This window comes from Synechococcus sp. WH 8109, assembly GCF_000161795.2.
GTDB lineage: Bacteria > Cyanobacteriota > Cyanobacteriia > PCC-6307 > Cyanobiaceae > Parasynechococcus.
Window position 1 is genome coordinate 1,300,640 of record NZ_CP006882.1, and the last position, 17,557, is coordinate 1,318,196.

Below are 17,557 nucleotides of genomic sequence, written 5' to 3' on the forward strand. Positions count from 1 at the left end.
GAAACCCCCGCCGAAGGCAGGGGCTCCAAAACGTCTCTCGAGAGTGTGACCTTGTTTCCACCCCGTGAGGCGTTTTTCCTCACAAATTCACTATCCCTGCCCAACTGGCACTGTGACAGTTGTTGGTGGACGGCTTGTCGCTTGTCCTCAGCTCGTCTCAGGAGCCCAACCCATCTCCTTCTGCCACGTCGGCGCCCAGAGCTAGAACGTGTGGGTATTGCCTAGCCCTGAGCGATGTCTTCCAGAAACTACAGAGCTGGGAAATGGTTGCCTGATCAGCCTGGGCATGACTGGGGTGCAAAACCACAGAAGGTGAAAGGTGTCTCTTCTAAGCCCAGCAATGAAAAGACGATCTCTTTGGAAGAACTCAATAAGAACAACAAGCCTGAGTTCGACATACCTAACAAAGGTTCTGCGCCAAGCATCTAGCCCACTTAAGGAGCCCAGCCCATCACCCTCTGGTACGTCGGCGGGATGTCTCGCCTGTGGCATGGGGTTACTCAACGCGCAACGTGATCGACGTTTGAGTGCAAATGTCGTCGTCTACACCGCAATTCTTGTCCAATATTGAGATCTTTAACACACGCGGCTGGGTCAGGCAGACCACTACGCGAGCACCACAAATCAATCCAGTTCAATGAGCCGAAGAGGAATCCACCCGCTGCTGATGGGTTTAGACAAACCGAAGTCCAAGCTGCATTTCACAAAACAGACAGATCTGAGTGGTTACGAGTCAGCCCAGAGAAAACGGTTTCTGCGGGCGGAAATAGAAGAGGAAAAGTTGGCTGCGGCAGCGGGGCGGCGACATCTTCTCAACCTGGAACGGCAAGTGGCGTGATCGACGTCTGCTGGCTTTTGGGCACGGGCTGGTAGACGTTTCGTCGGTAGTCCGCGATACCAATGAACAGACGTTCACGGAAGATTTTTTGGAAACTAAAACCTGTCCAATAAGTCGCTTCAAACTCCGGTACTAGCTCTCATATTTGGTGTCCAGGCAGCAAACGCTTATCACGTGTCACTGTCCAGGCAGCACCGGGAGAGCGACCTGGTAACTGGCAGAAATAGCTCCCTTGGCACGGGCGATTGCCAGGGTGAGCTTTCTGCCCTCTTCATGTCTCTGAAAAGAGTCAGCGCATTTGTTACAAGCCTGTGTAGCGAAACGAGCTTGTTCAAGCGGATACTGCATCGCTCGAGGAAAGCAGGGTTCTCCTCGCGGGTCCGTGGCCCCACGTCCTTGATTCGGTTAGCGGCTGTTAGTCAGCCCAACCGATTGAAGGGGCTGTCAGACCCTTGGGCCGCCAAGCTCGATCGACGTTTAAGCCTTCGTTCTCTTCTTCTCCAGCAAGAGCTTGGCTTTTTCGTAGCGCTTTTGAAAACCAGCTTTCAGACCCGAGTGCTGTGCCATCAGCTGCGCTCTAGCTCCATCCCGTTTCTTGCATTCATAAACCTGATCACACAGCTGCCAATACAGCTGAATTATTCCGATCTCGCGGGCGTAATACTTCTGCTTGTGCAGGATGATCGCCACCCGCTTGAAGCAGGCAGGATCAGGGAAACAAAGGTTGGTCTGAGCCGACTTCATCTCTACCTTGCAACAGGCCAGCATGAGATCAAGATCGTTCTTGTTTTCTGGGGTCTGCTTGAGAATTTCCAAGGCCTGCTTCCCATCGACAAGCGTCTGAGTAAAAATCATTTCGAGTATTTCGCCAGAGGTCTTCCCTGAGCTGGCTTGCTCGAAGTACCAGTCGGCATCGAACTCAGTTGTTTCGACTATGGGTGGCTTAGAAGGTTTCTGCGGCTTCGCCTCAAGCAACGAAGATTGAGGCTCTGGCAACGTTGGAGCCTTGGAAGGATCTTCAGGGAACACCACTCCCCTAGCGCGTGCATCGTCCTTAAGGCCTTCCATGAAGGCCTTCCACTCGGAGTCACGCCTCGGAGTTTTTGGAGACTTTTGAGTCCCACTATCAAAGATCACCTTGGCAACAACAAAGGCAATTGCCAGGACGGCCAGCAGAAAGCCAAGAAGCTCCATTATTGATCAGGCTTCGAGCTCAGCCTTCTCGTCAGCTTTCTGAGGAGCCTCGGTGAAGGTCTGCTCGGCTGTCTCAGCATTGTGATGACAAGCCTTGGCGCCGCTAACGAAAACAAGCACAGTCATGATCGCGGCTATCACTACAGCGGCACGGACGCTTGAGACGCCGTACGAGGCACTGATGTCAGCCGTGTTCAGGTGTTTCATGTCGTTGAAACTATCGGCGTTTTGAACCCTTAGGTACGTCATTTGATACGAGGTTCAAATCCTGGGGGACGAATCGAGGGTGGAACTCCCGACGTTATTGACGTTCAGTCCCTACGAGTTACCTGCCTCTAGGACCATCACTTGGTCCATTCTCTTTTCCTCAGCAGTGAGGAAATCGGCCCACATCCCTATTAGGAAGCTCAGAGTCGCTAAAGCCTGAACCTGCTCCTTCGAGCCAGGACGGGTGTATTTGAAGTCCATAAACATACGGTCAGCGGCTGATCGCTGTTCCTGGCATCGAGCATCAATCGACATTGTCAGGGTCCGATTAACTACTCGACAACCATAGTTCGTTGCATTTCGTAATGAATTCGCTTTCGGGTCTATATGTCCATCTCCAGTCAATACCTGATCGTCTTCTTCGCCAGCTTCGGCGTGGCTCTCGTCGCTCTGAGCCTCTACAAGCTGTCTCAGCCTGCGAAAGGCTGAGGTCTCAGACCCTTGGTCAGATGCGGGTCACCAAGTCGGCGTTTACTCAGTTCATGACGACTGTCTCGACGTCAGCCACCTGGAACAACGTCGGAGTCTTGGGGTTCCTGGCGCCACCATCAACCCAGATCACATCAGCCATCCGCCAAGCACCTTCCGGGTCGGTGACGATCGCGGTCATGCCTGGTTTGATGTGCAGGAAAACGGGATCCGACTTGGGCGCTGCAACGGCGCTCACGCGATCAACCGACGGACTGCTCTTTATAGTATGCCTGTATTAGTTTAGGCAGATGTAGCCCGGCAATGGAGGCCGCCTGAAGAAAACAGGAGGCTTCGGCAGACCGTTCAAATGGCAGGCGCATCTTGATCCTGCAGGCATGAGGGATCTGCTTGCCGCTGGGAGTCGAGGACCACTTGACCTCCTCCCTGACAACATGGGAATCGAGGGCCGCAAGGACTCTTCCCCATGCCATTGAAAATCGGGTGTGGTCGTCCAGTGCTCCGTCTTCAGCTTGCGGAGACGAACTACCGGTGAAAAACAATCAATCCCCTTGATGTGGGAGGGTTTCACGTATGAGTGAAACCACGAAAGAGATTCCGATTTGGGTCGGCGGAGAGTCAGGGCAGCGGAAGCGGTACTTGAGGTCTCTAGAGAAGGACCTGGCAGCTGAGCTGGGGCCTGATTGGCGGAACGTGATTGAGCTGGCGAAGGACGGCTAAAGATTGCGTTCCCCGCACCCGCCTGAGCCGATGACTCGCAGGCGGATGCTCAGGCACAACGCGATTGAGGCTTGGGAGACGATGTGGAAGACGGGCTGGAGACGCTTTCCCCCGCCTGTGAGCTGATTAGCGAATAACTACCTTCTGAATAGGGCAGTGTTCATTCGCCATCTGTCGTAAGACCGCAGCGACTCCATGAGTGTTGCGGAATGCTTGGTAGATAGCCAATTGGTTGTTTAGGTCTTGGCAGCTCTTGCTTTTCAGATCCATGTAGCCAGTGCAGATAACTAACTTGACGTTGGCCTTAGTTCGCAAGCAATTGAAGTGTGATCTGCCACAAATTGCTGATTGCTTTTGCCGGTAGTAGTTGACTCAATTTCTATTCCTGGCCCAGGTATAAAACCAAGGTGCCGGCTGTGCGTTCGAGGGCACAACAGTGGCGGAGTCGCATCCTTTATCGCTCGACGCGCTGCGTCTCCGCCTCCGTCAGTCCTTCCACTCAGCCACAGATTTCATCGGGCGAATAAGTGCTTTCATCTCGTTTTCTTGGTGGTGAGCATTGGTCGCTGAAAGTTTTGAGCGAATCCACCTCATGCAATACAGGAGGGGGGAGTACATCCTGAACCGACTGCAGGCTCAAATGGCGATCAACAAGGTTGTGAGCCTCACCTACAGAGGCGTTACCTACGAGAAGCAGCTCTGATCAGGGTGAGCTTGCTGGTCAGCGCACAGGCGGAGGGCAGCGTCTCAAGCCCGTCTTCCACATCGTCTCCCAAGCCTCAACTACGTTGTGCACCAGCATCCGCCGCCGAGTCATCGGCTCAGGCGGGCGGGGCGGAACGTAGCTGTACGTCCTGATGGCGACCCCTTGCACACGAACAGTGGCCGGCTCTGTCCATCGTGTCTGAGCCGCTGCTAGGTGAGCAGGAGGTCAGTCGTCACGAATTCATCAACTAATTCGGCGAAGGAATGGCCACCAGAGTCGCATTATCTGAATCCCATAAGAGATATTTCGAGCATGAAAAAATATCCGTAAGGCGTAATACCGGAACGTTTTTTAACAGATTCTCATTCCTTCGATGACAGGCTTCAAGATTGTAATTAGGAATTTTTTCGCAAAGATGATGAATGTTATGAAATCCAATATTGGCTGTGAACCACTGGAGCAATGGCGGGAGCACGAGCAAGCTGGAGCCCTCTAAAGCGCCCCGCATCGGACTCCAGCCATGGCTTGGATTGGCGTAACTATTTTCAAATATATGCTGCACATAAAAAACATAGATAAGGCTACTAGCCGTCATGCAAATGATAATGCTGTAAAGACTAAGGAATAATCCAAACCCAAGACACCACCCAAAACAGATTACTGCGGTCAAGCTAAAGAAGTTGCTCAGGCAAAGGTCGGCGAATTCTTCTCTTGATCCCCACGTGCGATTCTTTGGGCTGATAATGCCAATCAAAAGATCCAGCCTTGGTTTGATCGCTAAGTAATAAAAACCACCCGGTACAGCCATTAATGGATGGTGGACCATCGCATAGATCTTCTTTTCTTTTAGGCTTAGGTTTTGAAATTCTTCTAGGCTTAGAAAATCAGCGACCCCCCGATACCTCTGCCAATCACCATTGGTTTTATGATGATAAGCATGATCAACTGACCAAGAGAGCTGCGGGACCGCATTGACAACACCCAAGAGGAATCCAAAGATTCGATTCAGTGTTTGGTTCTCGAATAGTGATCCATGACCGCAATCATGCATTAATGAAAAACTTCTTAGTGAAAAAAGACTTAGAGTGATCAAAAAAGGTGGTGTCAACCAGAAAGATATTTCTGCTGCTTGAAGCATTGCCCACCACAACAGTAGGTAGGGGATCAGTGTTTGACTAATCTGGCCGAAAGCTTTTCGATTGCTGCGTGAAGTAAAGGGCTTCAGACAGAAATCTTGGTAAGACGGTGATTCCATTGAGCGTCGTTCCGAGAGTTCAAATTCATCGCGGCAGCAGAACAGATGTCGCAGGGCTTCCTCACGGCCTAAATTGCTCAACCAGCAGAAGATGCAGTGGCAACCTAGTCGGCGCAGAGCAAGAAGTTGAGTTGGCCACCCACAGCTGACGGGTCAATCCAACTAGAACATGTAAAAGGACGCTCTTATGAGGGGTCTCCCTGATGGAGGAGGCTCCAATGGCTGAACGTTCAATGCGAAGCCGGCTCACCTACAGCGGTGCTACAAGCCGAACCTATGCAGAGTCTTTGCATTGGGGCATTAGATGGGAAGGGCTACGCAGCAAATGGTTCAGCCGCTATGGGCGCTGGGCTGAAGCAGAAGAGTGCCTGGCCCGCCTTGACTTCCTTGAGCGGGAATACGCGGGGGAGGTGAAGCAGGGCTGCGAGTAGCGATTAGCAGCCTCAGTCAGCGATAACTGTGGTTAATGTTTCTTAACATCGCATTGAAGAGGCAGTGATCGCAGGTCTTTTCCCAATCGCTTACGCAGCTGTCTTGACGTGCTTGCTACTGCAGGCTTTTCGGATGATGAGCCCATCGTCGGCCTCTAAACCCGGCACATCGAACGACCGAACAGGTCTCAAAACCACACACCCAGAACTGCTTGATGAGAACGGTGAGGTGACTAACGAAGAGCTTTGGGCTGTTCGCTTCTCGGACGAAGGCTTGGTTCTCCCTGAGGCATGAACATCGAATTCTGGATTCAGCCAGTAGGGTCGGCTGACTCTCAGGTCGGCCTCACGTGAATCGTCACCCGTATCTGGCCTTTTTTGGCGGCACCGTGATCATCGCAATCATGGTTATGGCTGCTTTCGCCAACGTCGCCAACGCTGGCGGTTGCTCCTTCAGCAAGTCCAAATCAGCCGAAGCAACAACTGAAGAGATCAAAGGCACAGGCGATAAAAAGGCTGAGGTTGAAGCCTGATGACCGACTATTCATCAGCAATCACTGCACTCATCATCGTGACCGTGGTGATCTCTGCGGCAGTCGTTTACGTCCTGGCTCAGCCCACTGACCTGCCTAGATACAAGGAGAACGATCCGAGATCTAAGGAGGACGACCGCTGAACGTCGATCACGTTGCGCGTTGAGTAACTCCATGCCACAGGCGAGACATCCCGCCGACGTAGCCAGAGGGTGATGGGGATCAACCGAAAGGATTAGCGACCTCGGAGACACCTCCGGGGTTTCTTTTTGGGGAATGGCCTCCAACCAAAGATCTAGCTAAGGGTTGAGTCCAACCAACCCGATCTAGATGACCTCTGGATATCCCGAAATAACGGAGCAGGATCCCTTGGTACCCATGCAGTCTGGGGGTCACCGGGAAAGACTCGCCAAGTTCGTTAGCGAGTTGTGGGCACAACGCCGCCACGTCGTCGAGACTCGGCGCCGAATCGATAAGAGATTCGCGGATGAGAACGACTGGTTTGTCCGCAAAGACACTGAACTCTTTGACTGAACTCCTATCCGGCCAACTGAGAGCTCAAGCGGAGAGCAGCTCCTAGTACCCACCCGCTTAGGAGTAGGACAAGCAGGACGTAGAGGGACCGAATGGACAGCTGATGCTCCGCAGGATCCTCCCCTGATAAAGGATCCCAAGGTCCTTGTCGAGGTGAACCAGTCATTGGTCCCACCCACCTACGTCAATGATGCTCTTTGCTGCTCTTGCATCCGTTGTGATCGCCACCTGCTACGACGGCGATACCTGCACCACGACAACCGGAGAGAGGGTTCGACTCGCCTGCATCGACACCCCTGAGCTAATTGGGAAGAGAGCTGAGCCAGTGCCAGCCAGAGCTGCTCGAGACCATCTGAGAGATCTTGTGGTGGGCAAGAAGGTTGGAATCCGTCGGATCACCAAGGACCGCTACGGACGAACGGTGGTGGAGTTGCTCCTAGGGACGACAAACGTTCAGCAAGAGATGGTCGTCAGTGGCCACGCAGAGATCTATTGGAGGTATCGCGATCAATGTCCTTGGACAGAGGGTTGGTAATTGGACCGGCGTCATCAGCAAAATGACGACATGAAACGACTACTGCTGCTCTTGGTCCCACTGGTCTTAGCAGATCCAGCCATTGCCTTTGATGGAGGGTGGTATGACAAAAGGGAAAAGCCGGAACTTTCTACTAATCAATCAGAGACTCTTTCAAAGTATTCAGAGTTTCACCAATCCTGCATGGATATCCAAATGAGAATGTGGGGAGAGATTGCAGAATTAATGGAAGATCTGGCTACAGCACACTGCTACTGCGAATACACCAAGCTTGAGGACTTAGAAAGTATTACTTGGGCAGACAAGAATGCTGCTGATATCGAATGTGCTAACCAAGGCACAATTAGCAAAAAAGAAGCTTTCATCTGGTGGGCTCTTCCACTGCACCGTCAACGCGTAGAAGACGAGCAGCAATAGCCCTAAATTCCTGCAGCTCAACCGCTAACGCCTAAGGAAAAGGCTGTCTACTCGCCACTGGCATAAACCCTGCAACGTTCTCTGCAATCCATTAACGTCCAGCAAACCCAGCTCACTGGGAATTTGAAAATGCATATGGGCATCTAGCCAGCCGTCATTCATCAGCTCGTACAGCTGCGAACAGCTCTTATATCCGAGGTGCCTAGCAGCGGCACTCACAATCACAAGTTGCATGGCTCTGCCTCCTGATGTCTTAAATATCCAATGTTTTGACAACCACTATGTAGACGATCAACGCGCCTTAGGATGACCCGCAGGAAATCCTTAGTAAAGGACCCTGCTTATCTATCCCAATAGTGGCTTTATTGAGTCTTTTTCAAAGGGATGGCACGAGAAGAATCACTTATGCCGAAGAGGCTGTTATTGACACTCACTGATATACAACCATCGTTTTAAATCGTACAACAAGCACTTTTACTTATCGGTTTACACTACTCAATGCCAAGACAGAAGTGCTATGAAACGATCATCACTAGAGAGGATCAAATGCCTATCGCCACACTAAATACCGGGATCAGCATTGAAGGAAGAAAAGCAGTTGCGAATGGACTATCAAATGTCCTGGCAGACACTTTCTGTCTGTACGAAAAAACACATGGATTTCATTGGAATGTGACAGGCCCGATGTTTCAGACCTTGCACCTAATGTTCATGGAGCAATACACTGAACTTTGGAACTCTATTGACGTAATTGCAGAAAGAATTCGCGCGCTAGGCGAATATGCACCATTTGGCGGAGATGCAATGAAAAGATTGACCATAATCTCAGACTCTCCTTTGCATCCTCGAGCGATGGAGATGGTAAACGAGCTCATGAAGGGGCATGAGTCTGTTTGCAGAACTGTGCGCGTAACACTCAATCTTGCCGAAGAGGCAGAAGACCATCCAACTATTGACTTATTAACTGAAAGACTTTTAGCTCACGAAAAAACTGCATGGATGCTCAGAAGCCTCTTGGAAGAAGAGGATGTTGAAGCCGTACAGTGATTACGTAACAGCGCGAAGGCCCCCCAGATTTATTCACTATGTCTGCATCATGCATCACCTTAATCGCATGACTCATGAAATCCTCATCCTGACGTTCTGCCATAAATTCCACCTTTACAAGCCATCAAAAGATGGCATCGACTGGATGAGACCTTGAGATTTTTCTCAAAATCCATCTTCGTCTACAAGGAATAGATCACCGAGGAATGGATCATTCGTACCACAGTTGTTATTACCCAAGACAACATCGCGTATCGCTTGATCTGCCTTGAAGTAAAGTAGATCATCTTGCTCAAGATCTACACCGAGCATTTCTGGATGGTTACCAATTAGCTGGCGAATGGCCTGCCATTCAAGGAATCGCTCATAAAAGAGCTTTCCTAGATAATCAAGCAAAACAAAGTTGGCAAGTAGCAAGAGAGAAACATTAAGGAAAGCCATGTCACCTCCTCGTCTATGCGAACAACTTATTCCTTAATTACTGTGTTGAAAAGTCGTGCTACTACCAAAGTATTTCTACTAGTTGTGCATATCCAGGAAGCCACACTAAAGAGGGAGGCCGCCCCTCCCAGGTGGAAGAGACGGCCTAACTCGCTCGTTTGTGCATCTTTAAACCCGTGATGTAATCAGGGTCTGAGAGACCAGCCCACCTACGACTGGAATGGGTGACCTCTCCTATTGCTCGCTTCCGACACCCCTGTAGTGGCAGAACAGGGGCCATGCCGTATGCCATTGCTGGCGGCGGGCGAAGTGTCGGGCTTTCAGGCTCCTGGGGCCATTGGGTCCAGGTGTTGGGCTGGTTTCCTACGGGGCACCTACGAACGGTGCAGAGGAGAGTCGACTGTTCTGACGTACTGCAGTGTCGTCACAGACGAGTAGCCCACGGTTGGGTGGAAACTGTTGGAGCAGGGACCTAAAAGTCAGGCGACTTCTACGGATTGCTCAGGTGGAGTGTCGGCCGTCATTGGCTCCTCCGATCTCGATGGACCCACTCTCGTCAGCGGGAACGCACAAGGCAATCAGCCTTAACGCTCATTGCCTTCCAAGCCCGAACCATCCGATGTTGGTTTCGATTTGCTTGGCCAGGCAGACAGGGTCATAGATCTTTTGGGCGGCACACCAATACAGCAAGAATCCAGCTCCCCTTACTCACATTCAGAGAAAGCTCAGCACAATTGCCAAAACAACTGTGCTGAGTGCCAGACGGCTCAAACCCCTTGCCTTGACAGGGCAAGGTCGACAAAGGCTTACCTGGCGGCGCCTGTGTCGCCAGTGCCAGGCCAGCGCCATTTACGCGTCCTGCCAACCAAAGGATCTTTAGTGGCATTTCGCTCCTAAACAAAGCCCAACTCCCTGAGGCATTGAGCCATCTGTCGCATCTCCCGCTGGCCTATCGGGCGACCTTCGCAGGCACCGGACTCATTGATGGCGTAACGAGTATCGAAGCCACGTGAAAGAGCCTTGAGCTTTCCGAGCCATCTCTCCTCCACAGCTAAAAGATAGATGTTCTCGCTGCGGAAGGCTTGATTCCGCTGATCACTCAGGGCTTGCTCAGCCTGCGGCATGGCTACGCATGGCGCGGAGCGAAGTACTACAACAGAAGCATTCCGATTCGGGACCTAGGGGGCACACAGTCAAAACCCATCAGAGCACTACGGCCAATGGACCACTGATGAGGACACCAAGGAGTCAGTACTCCGTGCTGTTAGCGACCTAGCGAGAGCGAGCTGATGCAACGCCGTCCATCAAATGAGGCGTGGTCTGCATGACCTGTCAGCACTTCACTTATGGCGTCGATCAGAACTGCCACACCCTCTTGGGTTGCAACCTCAAGCAGAAGCAGCTTCAGCCGGGTCAGCACCTAAAGAAGCGCTGCAAGCTTTGGGCGCCGACTTGGCAGAAGGAAATGGAATGGGCGCCTGAAGTATTAAGGTTTCACGACCACAGAAGCAAAGGCTAGCGGGGCCTCCTTTATCGGAGATGGAATCAGTTACCCAGACCCTGCTAGGCCCTATTTTCAAGTTGTCTTGATATGGATACACTAAGAATAGAGTTCTATAATCTGTGGAAATTATGTGGAGCAAGATTGAGGGTTTATTTGTTAACAGTCGAGGAATTTTTGATCTCAGAGCCCTTGAAGATCCTATTGCCCTAAAGACAGATTGGGGTCCCCTCGTTTCCGGCGGATGGAACATTTGCACTCATCGCCTGTCGTCAATTCAGGGTAGAAGACAAATGCAAGTAGCACCCATGGCTCATTTATTTTGTTTGTTTTGCATCAGCTTTGGCGTGGTCATTTCGGCTTTTGTGACAGATCAACTCAACGACCCATCTGCAGTTACGAGCGGAAATATGCCGCTTTGGCTAGTTCCAATTTTCCCTTATATTTTCTCGGTCTATGGTATTGGAATGCTTTGGTGGCTATATCGCAAAAATGTTTTTTTTGACAAGAAAAAGGGAGTCTACGTCAGGCAGGGCAGGAGTTTCTCTCTCGACGAAGTGCATGCTATTCAGCTTATTGGTGAACGCTGTTATGGCAACAATCAATTCAACAGTTATGAAATGAATTTGGTCCTTAAAACTGGAGAAAGGTTTAGTGTTACAGATCATGGGTCTCTAAGGGGCATCCGGGTCGATAGTGAAAGACTTGCCGAATATCTCGGCATCCCAGTTTGGGATCTAGTTGATTACGACATACGAACAGCAATGCACTAATTACCAAGGCTCAAGCACTTCACCTACGGGGTGGATCAGCACTGCCACACCCTGTTGGGATGCAACCTCAGTCAGCAGCAGTTGCAGCAAGGCGCAGGCGTTAACGAGCTTTCTTTAGGAACACGCTGTCGGGACGCCACTGACAGATGCACTGCAGCTTCTCCCGCAATCCCTCTATGTCAACCAAACGCTGTCCTGTGTGCTGCTGCACATGGACATGCTCATGCAGATAGCCGCCGTTGATCAGCCTGTAGAGCTGAGACCTGGACTTATATCCGAGGCGTCTTGCAGCCTCGCTAATCGTCATTAACTCCATCTAGTCGTCCCTATCTGTCCACTGTTTTGACAGTCACAGGCTAGATAAACAACGCGCCTTCGGACGACCCATGTTGAATAACCAAAAAGGGACCCAAGGATCCCAGAGGCAATAATTTCAACGGATGACTGATACGACTAAAAGCCCAGCTCACTTGGCTTAACAGTGCTCGGCTGATCCCAATTTGCATATACTTTGCTCCACTCTTTAACAGTTCCAGCACCAATTTGATTCAAAATTCCGCCACCAAAGCCTTCGGCATAGAGCTTGATAAAAACATTTTTACCAGGCGGCTGAGTTCTTAGTGCGTTAGCCAACTCTTCAGTGACCGGGAATCTACCGTCACATCCCCTCATAACAAAATACGAATCACCTGAAGGAACCATCATGACATCGAACTCGTATCGCCTTGTTACTCCAAGTTGGGGATGATAATCAACACCAACGGCGAAAATAAGATTTCTGAACCACCCTGTATGAATCCTACTGGCACCAGGGATGTAATTACGGTCCAATACACCAACTCGCTCGCCAATTACTGGATCCTCAAGGACTTTGGTTTCAGACCATGGTATATCCTTGGCAGGCTTTCTGAAATCAGAATCCATCATATAGGTCTCGACGTTGTCATAACCATCAGCTACGGCAAGTTTTTTATACTTTTCAATGCCAACCGTTCTCCTTTTGCAAAGAGTTTGGTCATTGAACTGTGCTTTAGAGGAAAGTGACGAAACGAGAGGCAGGAATGCAGCCACCGCAATGATCAAAGCAGCTTTCTTCAAGGCACCAAGTCATACTTAAGGCTTGTTAGCATTAGAGAGTAAGCAGCAAGTGCCTTTTTAGAAATTCTTCTTGTTTCTATGTCTTCATTGAAGCTTAAGCGCATCACCATATCTTCAGAGGATCTTGCGCTTCTCATTGCATATTCTCGAGCCTCACTGGTCATATAAAAAGTCCCCCTTGAAAGCCTAGGAAGCTGTATAAAATGCCGATTTCCTTGAACAATATCCACCCTATTGGGATATCTCTTCGTAAGAGAGCATCCTACGCACCCATCATATTTATAAGTTGTCAATGCAACTGGATACATGAAGAACTCAACTCCCCGACTCGCAGAAGAACCATCAAAATCCTTTGTGACGACCATTGGAAATTCGGCTCCACCTGAGGAAGATTTCACAAACCCATACTGATCATATTCACACTGCTCATAACAATAAGGTGCCATGGCTTTAACTCTTTCAAGCTCTTGAGGCTTCCATTTGCCAATCGCATATTTACATTCATTGATTCTTGGATTACTTGTACATAGCTGTGTGAGGCCGCCAGCTTGTTTTATGAGATGAAAAGCATCGTCAAGTCCTTCTGCCTGAACAGAGCTAATCAACAAAAAAGGAAGCGCCAAGAAGATTGCTTTCATTTATTGCTGAATTCAATTCTTTTATATTAGCCAAATTTAGGACATCATCCCCACTGCTCGTAAAAAGCCCGGGGTGTCCAAGCCCTGGGCTAGTACGCACCACAAGCAGGGCGCTGTCGCGTTTAAGCGATTACGTACTTCTTCGCAGTACAGGGGCCAAAGAGGAAGGCCGCCCTTCCCGGTGGAAAGACGGCCTAGCTCGCTCGTTTATGCATTGCGGTCGACCTAATCAGTGAAGCTGTATCCGTGAAGCGTGATGCTCTATCGAACGACAGTGAACTGAAAGAAAAAGGTCGAAGCGGCTGGCTTGTGGCAACCCTGGGGCCATTTGGTCCAGGTGTGAAGCGGGACTCCTGCGGGGCACCTAGACGGACGGTGCAGAGGAGTATCGACTGATCAGACGCACATCAGTGTCGTCACAGACGAGGCGCTCACGGTTGGGTTGAAAAGTTGGAGCAGGGGCCAGAAAAGTCAGGCTGCTTCTGCGATTTGCTCAGGTGGAGTGTCGGCCGTCATTGGCTCCTCCGATCTCGATGGACTCACTCTCGTCAGCGGGCATGCACATGGCAATCAGCCTTAACGCTCATTGCCTTTAAGGCCAGAACCATCCGATGTTGGTTTCGATTTGCTTGGCCAGGGAGACAGGGTCAAGGACTTTGTCGTCGATGAGTACTAGCCCTCTGCGGGAGCAAAGATTGATGGCAGACATTTCTAGTGCTGCCCAAGAGGGCTCTTTGGGACGACAGCTGAGCAGAAAAATGGGAAGAGCGATTAACAGCGGTTAAACGATCGATTGAAGACCTCGGGAGCTATCGAGGGCTTTGTGAATTGAAATAGAGGACAACCCACAGGAAAGGAGGTTTTCTCGCCCTCTACGTGACAACCCTTGACGAAGTGCGCCTGGCTGAGTCCCTAGAAGAGAGGGAGCACAGGTCTCGATATGAAGACAGCCGCTCAGCCACCCAAAAAACATCACACAATCACCTGCGGTTTCAAATGAACGTGGCGCGTTTTCTGCTCAGGGACGGGAACAAGGTCGGAGCTGAGGTCTCACCAGAAGGACTTGAGGTCTTCACCTATGCAGACCTGAAGGGACAAGAGATCCACGCTTTGGCAACGGTCAAAGCGGAGAGGGCATTTCTCAAGCAGGTCCCATCAAAACTTCTCCCGCTGTATGTACGCATGGATCAAGCCCTTGCAAAGACTGTTGGTCGGAGCTGAGGTTCTGAACCTCGTATCAAATGACGCGCTCAGGCTCTGAGAACGCCGTTAGCTTCACTGGCATGAAACACCTGAACACGGCCGACATCAGTTCCACGTACGGCGTCATGCGCGTTCGTGCCGCTGTGGCGATCGCCGCGATCATGGCTGTGCTGGTTTTCGTTGGCGGTGCCAATGCTCACCACAACGGTGAGACCGAGGTTCGTCAGAAGACTGAGATCGAAGCCTGAACTGGAAAGCCAGTAACGGGCTATTCCGGACATGTCCGGTCGCCAATCGAAGACATGATCCCGAAGCTGGCTTGTAGTTAGAGAGCGTCTACTCGCAGCCTCATCAAGCTGCGGGTCCTCTGTACTCGAGCGATGTACTGCGTTGAACGGGACAATGGCCCCGATCATTGGGCCAGAGAAACTTGCTTCCGAACTGAATTCAAGGCGTTCGTTCATGCCCGCACAAAATCGCTGGCAACCGGGAACACCTATCGAATTCTGTTCAGCAGCCCCTCCAAAACTGGAGAGGTGCTGAGAGTTTCAAAAGGCCATGCACTCTTAGATGACGATGAACTAGTTGGTTAGGGGTTCAGACGTCGATCACGTTGGGCGTTCCACTGATAGCTGCCATCCTTGGCGCATGAAAAAGCTCCTGTTGGTCGCGGCGCTATTGGTGCCCACTCCTGTGGCAGCCGCCACGGAGTACGACGATCCGAAGTACCAAAACTCAAGCGGCTGTCGGTACTACTTGCAGTTCGGCCCAGAAATAACCAAGTGCATCAACCACGTGGAGACCAAAGCGTGCAACACGCTTTGGCCCTTCCTCATAAAGACCAAGGACTATCCAGCCAACGCCAAGCTCACTGCATCACTGACCAAGCGTCAGCAGCAGATGCAGCAACAGCAGTAGTCAGACAAAAAAAGAGGCAGGCCCCTCAGCCCACCCCAAACAGACGCATTGGAAGCAGCTCTGCTTCCCTAAAAAAGATACCAAGCAGTAAGCATTACTACTTAGCCAGATCTCCTCGAGATCTCTGTGATGATTCGGCTGACGCGTGCAGCTCTGCGAACGCGTTTCAGTGGCAAGTCGTGCGCACCACCACCAGTAGTGTTCAAATCACACCAACCAGCGGAATCACACCGCTGCGGGCAAAGGCTGCTGACTTAGGGCTGAGCCTCAACAGCAAGGATGTGATCGCCTTAGTGGCAACAGCTCGCGCCAACCTGCGCGGGGAGTCAGAAGGCATCAGCCCAGATGACCTGTTCCAGATTCCAGAGGGGTTGGCTGGCTGGGGACCTCATTGCATCGCGCACCCTGACGCTGATGGTTGCCCTTCAGAAGGTCGGTAAGTCCGCTGTGGTGTGCAACATCCTTGGCGAAATAGCCAAGGGCAGAGGTGAGTTCCTTGAACGCTTCACCCTGACTCCGCCATGCCCAAAGGTGATCATCGTTGGCACCGATCAACCCCTTGCTGATTGACGTGAGGTAATGGTGCCCAATGGGTTGATGGTTCGCAAAGACCTGGACAACTACAAGACCTGCGACCCCGTTGTGAAGCTCTACACCCGTGAACACGGGCTGCATCTTGATGAGGCAGGGATTGAGAAAATCACTGCTGACTGCGAAGCCAACCCTGGGGCAGTGCTGGTCCTGGATGCCTTCCTGTCGCTGATTCAACCGCTTGGTTTGGACTCCGACAGTGAAGGTGCTGTGGAGCCTCTTCAGAACCTGCTGGAGAGCATTGCACCGTTCAACATCACCACGGTGTTGCTGCACCACAGTTCCAAGTCACGGGCACATGAACGTGCCTCCAATGCAGCAGCAGGTAGAGGTCTCGGCAGGATGGCGAGTCATGTGGTGAACCTGCATTGGCTCAACCCTGACAACAAGGAAGATCAACGGGTGCGCCTCACCACTGAAGGTCGCAGCAGTAGGTCAGTGGACTGCGTGATCGAACAGGTTGACCGTGCCATTTGGTCAATGCACGGCGACAGCAGCACCATCAGCGAACAGCTGGACCTCAGCAAAGTTCGGGCAAAACTCAGCGAACGTCACAGCAACGTGCTGTCGCTGGTGGAACAGCACTGGATGCTCACTGACCGCGCCATTGAGCCTGGTGAGGTTGCTGAACAAATGGCTGAGGAGCTGGGGAACAACGCACGTCAGAAGGCGCTACAGGCGCTTGATGCGTTGGCCAACAAAAGGCTGGTGGAGAAGCTCACCCGCTCAGACCACAAACGCGGAAAGGTGGTTTCCTTTCAACCGCTGAAAGGCCAACTGCCTGAAAGCTGGAGGTGTGCCTGACGCCTTTCCAGGGTTTCGGCCCTTTCCTATTGCATAGCCAACAGCTGAACCTCTTCTTTTTGGGATGAACAGCACTGGGTAGAAAGCGTGGAAAGGGTTGAAAGCCAACTCAGACACAGCGGCCTTGAAAGGTGAATCCATGCACCCTCTGCATGGACTCAAACCGGCCACAGCACAGCCAGCCACTGGCAGAGTTACGCCCAGGCGGGCGTAGATGCGCATATTGATGCGCAAACCCACCAGAAAACGTCAACCAAACGTCAACCAAAACGGCCCAGAAGTTCCAACCCGTTGCCAGAAGGCTCAACCTCTGTGTCAACAAATTTTTGAGGCTGCTCGCTAGACAAACGACGAGCCTTCAGATGACCCACAGCGGTTTGCTGCAGAAGGACCCAAACAGGGGGGTGGGTGTCAGAACTTGGTATTGCCATGGCGATAACCCCAACCAGGACGACTTGCTTTGGCTGCTTCATGGTCCATCTTCCGGCGCAGCAGAAGCTCGTAGAGCATCTTCTGGGCACCGACAGCAGCGGCGTATTGCTTGTCCTCTTCAGCCTTGAGAGAGATGCGTTGAAGGCTTGTCGCCATGTGGCAGACCAGGTGTTGAGCATCGTGCGAATCAATGCCCAGTTGGAGCTGGTCATGCGCCCAACGACAGTCCCGCTGGGCAGATGAACGTGAGCA

General features: G+C 51.5%; 23 protein-coding genes. 13 read left to right on the forward strand and 10 right to left on the reverse strand.

The genetic code is table 11. The features are described from left to right. Positions 1 to 1,315 precede the first annotated feature (1,315 nt). The 3 genes from Syncc8109_RS11350 to Syncc8109_RS07115 all read right to left on the reverse strand — a co-directional run bounded on the left by Syncc8109_RS11350 (position 1,316) and on the right by Syncc8109_RS07115 (position 2,927). The gene (locus Syncc8109_RS11350) at positions 1,316 to 2,032 is read right to left on the reverse strand and encodes a hypothetical protein (protein ID WP_006850347.1); all 717 of its coding nucleotides are present in this window, start codon (positions 2,030 to 2,032) and stop codon (positions 1,316 to 1,318) included. 6 nt (positions 2,033 to 2,038) lie between these two features. Further along, entirely contained in the window at positions 2,039 to 2,239 is a 201-nt protein-coding gene (locus Syncc8109_RS07105) for a hypothetical protein (protein WP_198015251.1), read from the reverse strand. 535 nt (positions 2,240 to 2,774) lie between these two features. After that, positions 2,775 to 2,927 carry a DUF3104 domain-containing protein gene (locus Syncc8109_RS07115; RefSeq protein WP_156915549.1) on the reverse strand — a complete coding sequence of 51 codons (153 nt, stop codon included), beginning with the start codon at positions 2,925 to 2,927 and terminating at the stop codon, positions 2,775 to 2,777. 566 nt (positions 2,928 to 3,493) lie between these two features. Between Syncc8109_RS07115 and Syncc8109_RS11795 the strand changes: the two genes are divergently transcribed. After that, positions 3,494 to 3,574 carry a DUF1651 domain-containing protein gene (locus Syncc8109_RS11795; RefSeq protein ID WP_232202493.1) on the forward strand — a complete coding sequence of 27 codons (81 nt, stop codon included), beginning with the start codon at positions 3,494 to 3,496 and terminating at the stop codon, positions 3,572 to 3,574. A gap of 827 nt (positions 3,575 to 4,401) precedes the next feature. On the opposite strand, the gene Syncc8109_RS11800 is transcribed toward Syncc8109_RS11795, so the two are convergent. Beyond that, positions 4,402 to 5,490, reverse strand: a complete 1,089-nt coding sequence (locus tag Syncc8109_RS11800; RefSeq protein WP_232202399.1) for a fatty acid desaturase — start codon at positions 5,488 to 5,490, stop codon at positions 4,402 to 4,404. Positions 5,491 to 5,976: 486 nt separating this feature from the next. Between Syncc8109_RS11800 and Syncc8109_RS11805 the strand changes: the two genes are divergently transcribed. The 5 genes from Syncc8109_RS11805 to Syncc8109_RS07165 all read left to right on the forward strand — a co-directional run bounded on the left by Syncc8109_RS11805 (position 5,977) and on the right by Syncc8109_RS07165 (position 8,906). Further along, positions 5,977 to 6,135: a DUF2973 domain-containing protein gene (locus tag Syncc8109_RS11805; RefSeq protein WP_369792006.1), complete on the forward strand. Its 159-nt coding sequence runs from the start codon at positions 5,977 to 5,979 to the stop codon at positions 6,133 to 6,135. Between the two features lie 55 nt (positions 6,136 to 6,190). Beyond that, entirely contained in the window at positions 6,191 to 6,373 is a 183-nt protein-coding gene (locus Syncc8109_RS07140; protein ID WP_006851875.1) for a hypothetical protein, read from the forward strand. Positions 6,374 to 7,097: 724 nt separating this feature from the next. Beyond that, positions 7,098 to 7,442 carry a thermonuclease family protein gene (locus Syncc8109_RS07150; protein WP_025362385.1) on the forward strand — a complete coding sequence of 115 codons (345 nt, stop codon included), beginning with the start codon at positions 7,098 to 7,100 and terminating at the stop codon, positions 7,440 to 7,442. After that, a complete protein-coding gene (locus Syncc8109_RS12905; RefSeq protein ID WP_232202400.1) occupies positions 7,443 to 7,859 on the forward strand; it encodes a hypothetical protein in 417 nt (138 codons plus the stop codon). A 546-nt stretch (positions 7,860 to 8,405) separates the two neighbouring features. After that, on the forward strand, positions 8,406 to 8,906 hold the full coding sequence (locus Syncc8109_RS07165; RefSeq protein ID WP_025362388.1) for a Dps family protein: 501 nt from the start codon (positions 8,406 to 8,408) through the stop codon (positions 8,904 to 8,906). A 165-nt stretch (positions 8,907 to 9,071) separates the two neighbouring features. On the opposite strand, the gene Syncc8109_RS07170 is transcribed toward Syncc8109_RS07165, so the two are convergent. Together Syncc8109_RS07170 and Syncc8109_RS07175 are read right to left on the reverse strand one after the other, a co-directional pair. Further along, positions 9,072 to 9,347, reverse strand: coding sequence for a hypothetical protein (locus Syncc8109_RS07170; protein WP_006852107.1), 276 nt, complete (start codon positions 9,345 to 9,347; stop codon positions 9,072 to 9,074). An 893-nt stretch (positions 9,348 to 10,240) separates the two neighbouring features. Further along, on the reverse strand, positions 10,241 to 10,471 hold the full coding sequence (locus Syncc8109_RS07175; RefSeq protein WP_006851534.1) for a hypothetical protein: 231 nt from the start codon (positions 10,469 to 10,471) through the stop codon (positions 10,241 to 10,243). Positions 10,472 to 10,671: 200 nt separating this feature from the next. Between Syncc8109_RS07175 and Syncc8109_RS12910 the strand changes: the two genes are divergently transcribed. Together Syncc8109_RS12910 and Syncc8109_RS12355 are read left to right on the forward strand one after the other, a co-directional pair. Next, positions 10,672 to 10,866 carry a hypothetical protein gene (locus Syncc8109_RS12910; RefSeq protein WP_232202494.1) on the forward strand — a complete coding sequence of 65 codons (195 nt, stop codon included), beginning with the start codon at positions 10,672 to 10,674 and terminating at the stop codon, positions 10,864 to 10,866. A gap of 113 nt (positions 10,867 to 10,979) precedes the next feature. Then, complete coding sequence (locus Syncc8109_RS12355; RefSeq protein WP_006850981.1) at positions 10,980 to 11,621, forward strand: hypothetical protein; 642 nt, start codon at positions 10,980 to 10,982, stop codon at positions 11,619 to 11,621. A 453-nt stretch (positions 11,622 to 12,074) separates the two neighbouring features. On the opposite strand, the gene Syncc8109_RS12360 is transcribed toward Syncc8109_RS12355, so the two are convergent. Together Syncc8109_RS12360 and Syncc8109_RS12365 are read right to left on the reverse strand one after the other, a co-directional pair. Continuing rightward, a complete protein-coding gene (locus Syncc8109_RS12360) occupies positions 12,075 to 12,719 on the reverse strand; it encodes a hypothetical protein (RefSeq protein ID WP_006849908.1) in 645 nt (214 codons plus the stop codon). Further along, positions 12,716 to 13,357, reverse strand: a complete 642-nt coding sequence (locus Syncc8109_RS12365; RefSeq protein ID WP_156915515.1) for a hypothetical protein — start codon at positions 13,355 to 13,357, stop codon at positions 12,716 to 12,718. The genes Syncc8109_RS12360 and Syncc8109_RS12365 overlap by 4 nt, the downstream gene beginning before the upstream one ends. 996 nt (positions 13,358 to 14,353) lie before the next feature. Here Syncc8109_RS12365 and Syncc8109_RS07195 point away from each other — a divergent pair. The 3 genes from Syncc8109_RS07195 (at position 14,354) to Syncc8109_RS07205 (ending at position 15,478) form a co-directional block, all read left to right on the forward strand. Continuing rightward, positions 14,354 to 14,578 carry a hypothetical protein gene (locus Syncc8109_RS07195; protein ID WP_006852125.1) on the forward strand — a complete coding sequence of 75 codons (225 nt, stop codon included), beginning with the start codon at positions 14,354 to 14,356 and terminating at the stop codon, positions 14,576 to 14,578. A 20-nt stretch (positions 14,579 to 14,598) separates the two neighbouring features. Further along, positions 14,599 to 14,808: a hypothetical protein gene (locus Syncc8109_RS07200; protein WP_006851397.1), complete on the forward strand. Its 210-nt coding sequence runs from the start codon at positions 14,599 to 14,601 to the stop codon at positions 14,806 to 14,808. 400 nt (positions 14,809 to 15,208) lie between these two features. Beyond that, positions 15,209 to 15,478: a hypothetical protein gene (locus tag Syncc8109_RS07205; protein ID WP_006850227.1), complete on the forward strand. Its 270-nt coding sequence runs from the start codon at positions 15,209 to 15,211 to the stop codon at positions 15,476 to 15,478. Positions 15,479 to 15,680: 202 nt separating this feature from the next. Here the strand turns inward: Syncc8109_RS07205 and Syncc8109_RS13085 are convergent, their stop codons facing one another. Then, a complete protein-coding gene (locus Syncc8109_RS13085; protein ID WP_255325693.1) occupies positions 15,681 to 15,815 on the reverse strand; it encodes a hypothetical protein in 135 nt (44 codons plus the stop codon). 8 nt (positions 15,816 to 15,823) lie between these two features. On the opposite strand from Syncc8109_RS13085, the gene Syncc8109_RS11820 reads away from it, so the two are divergent. Beyond that, positions 15,824 to 16,048 carry an AAA family ATPase gene (locus Syncc8109_RS11820; RefSeq protein ID WP_071823074.1) on the forward strand — a complete coding sequence of 75 codons (225 nt, stop codon included), beginning with the start codon at positions 15,824 to 15,826 and terminating at the stop codon, positions 16,046 to 16,048. 27 nt (positions 16,049 to 16,075) lie between these two features. Continuing rightward, on the forward strand, positions 16,076 to 16,873 hold the full coding sequence (locus Syncc8109_RS07215) for an AAA family ATPase (protein WP_198015252.1): 798 nt from the start codon (positions 16,076 to 16,078) through the stop codon (positions 16,871 to 16,873). 411 nt (positions 16,874 to 17,284) lie between these two features. On the opposite strand, the gene Syncc8109_RS12370 is transcribed toward Syncc8109_RS07215, so the two are convergent. Beyond that, complete coding sequence (locus Syncc8109_RS12370; RefSeq protein WP_006850610.1) at positions 17,285 to 17,461, reverse strand: hypothetical protein; 177 nt, start codon at positions 17,459 to 17,461, stop codon at positions 17,285 to 17,287. Between the last annotated feature and the right edge of the window lie 96 nt (positions 17,462 to 17,557).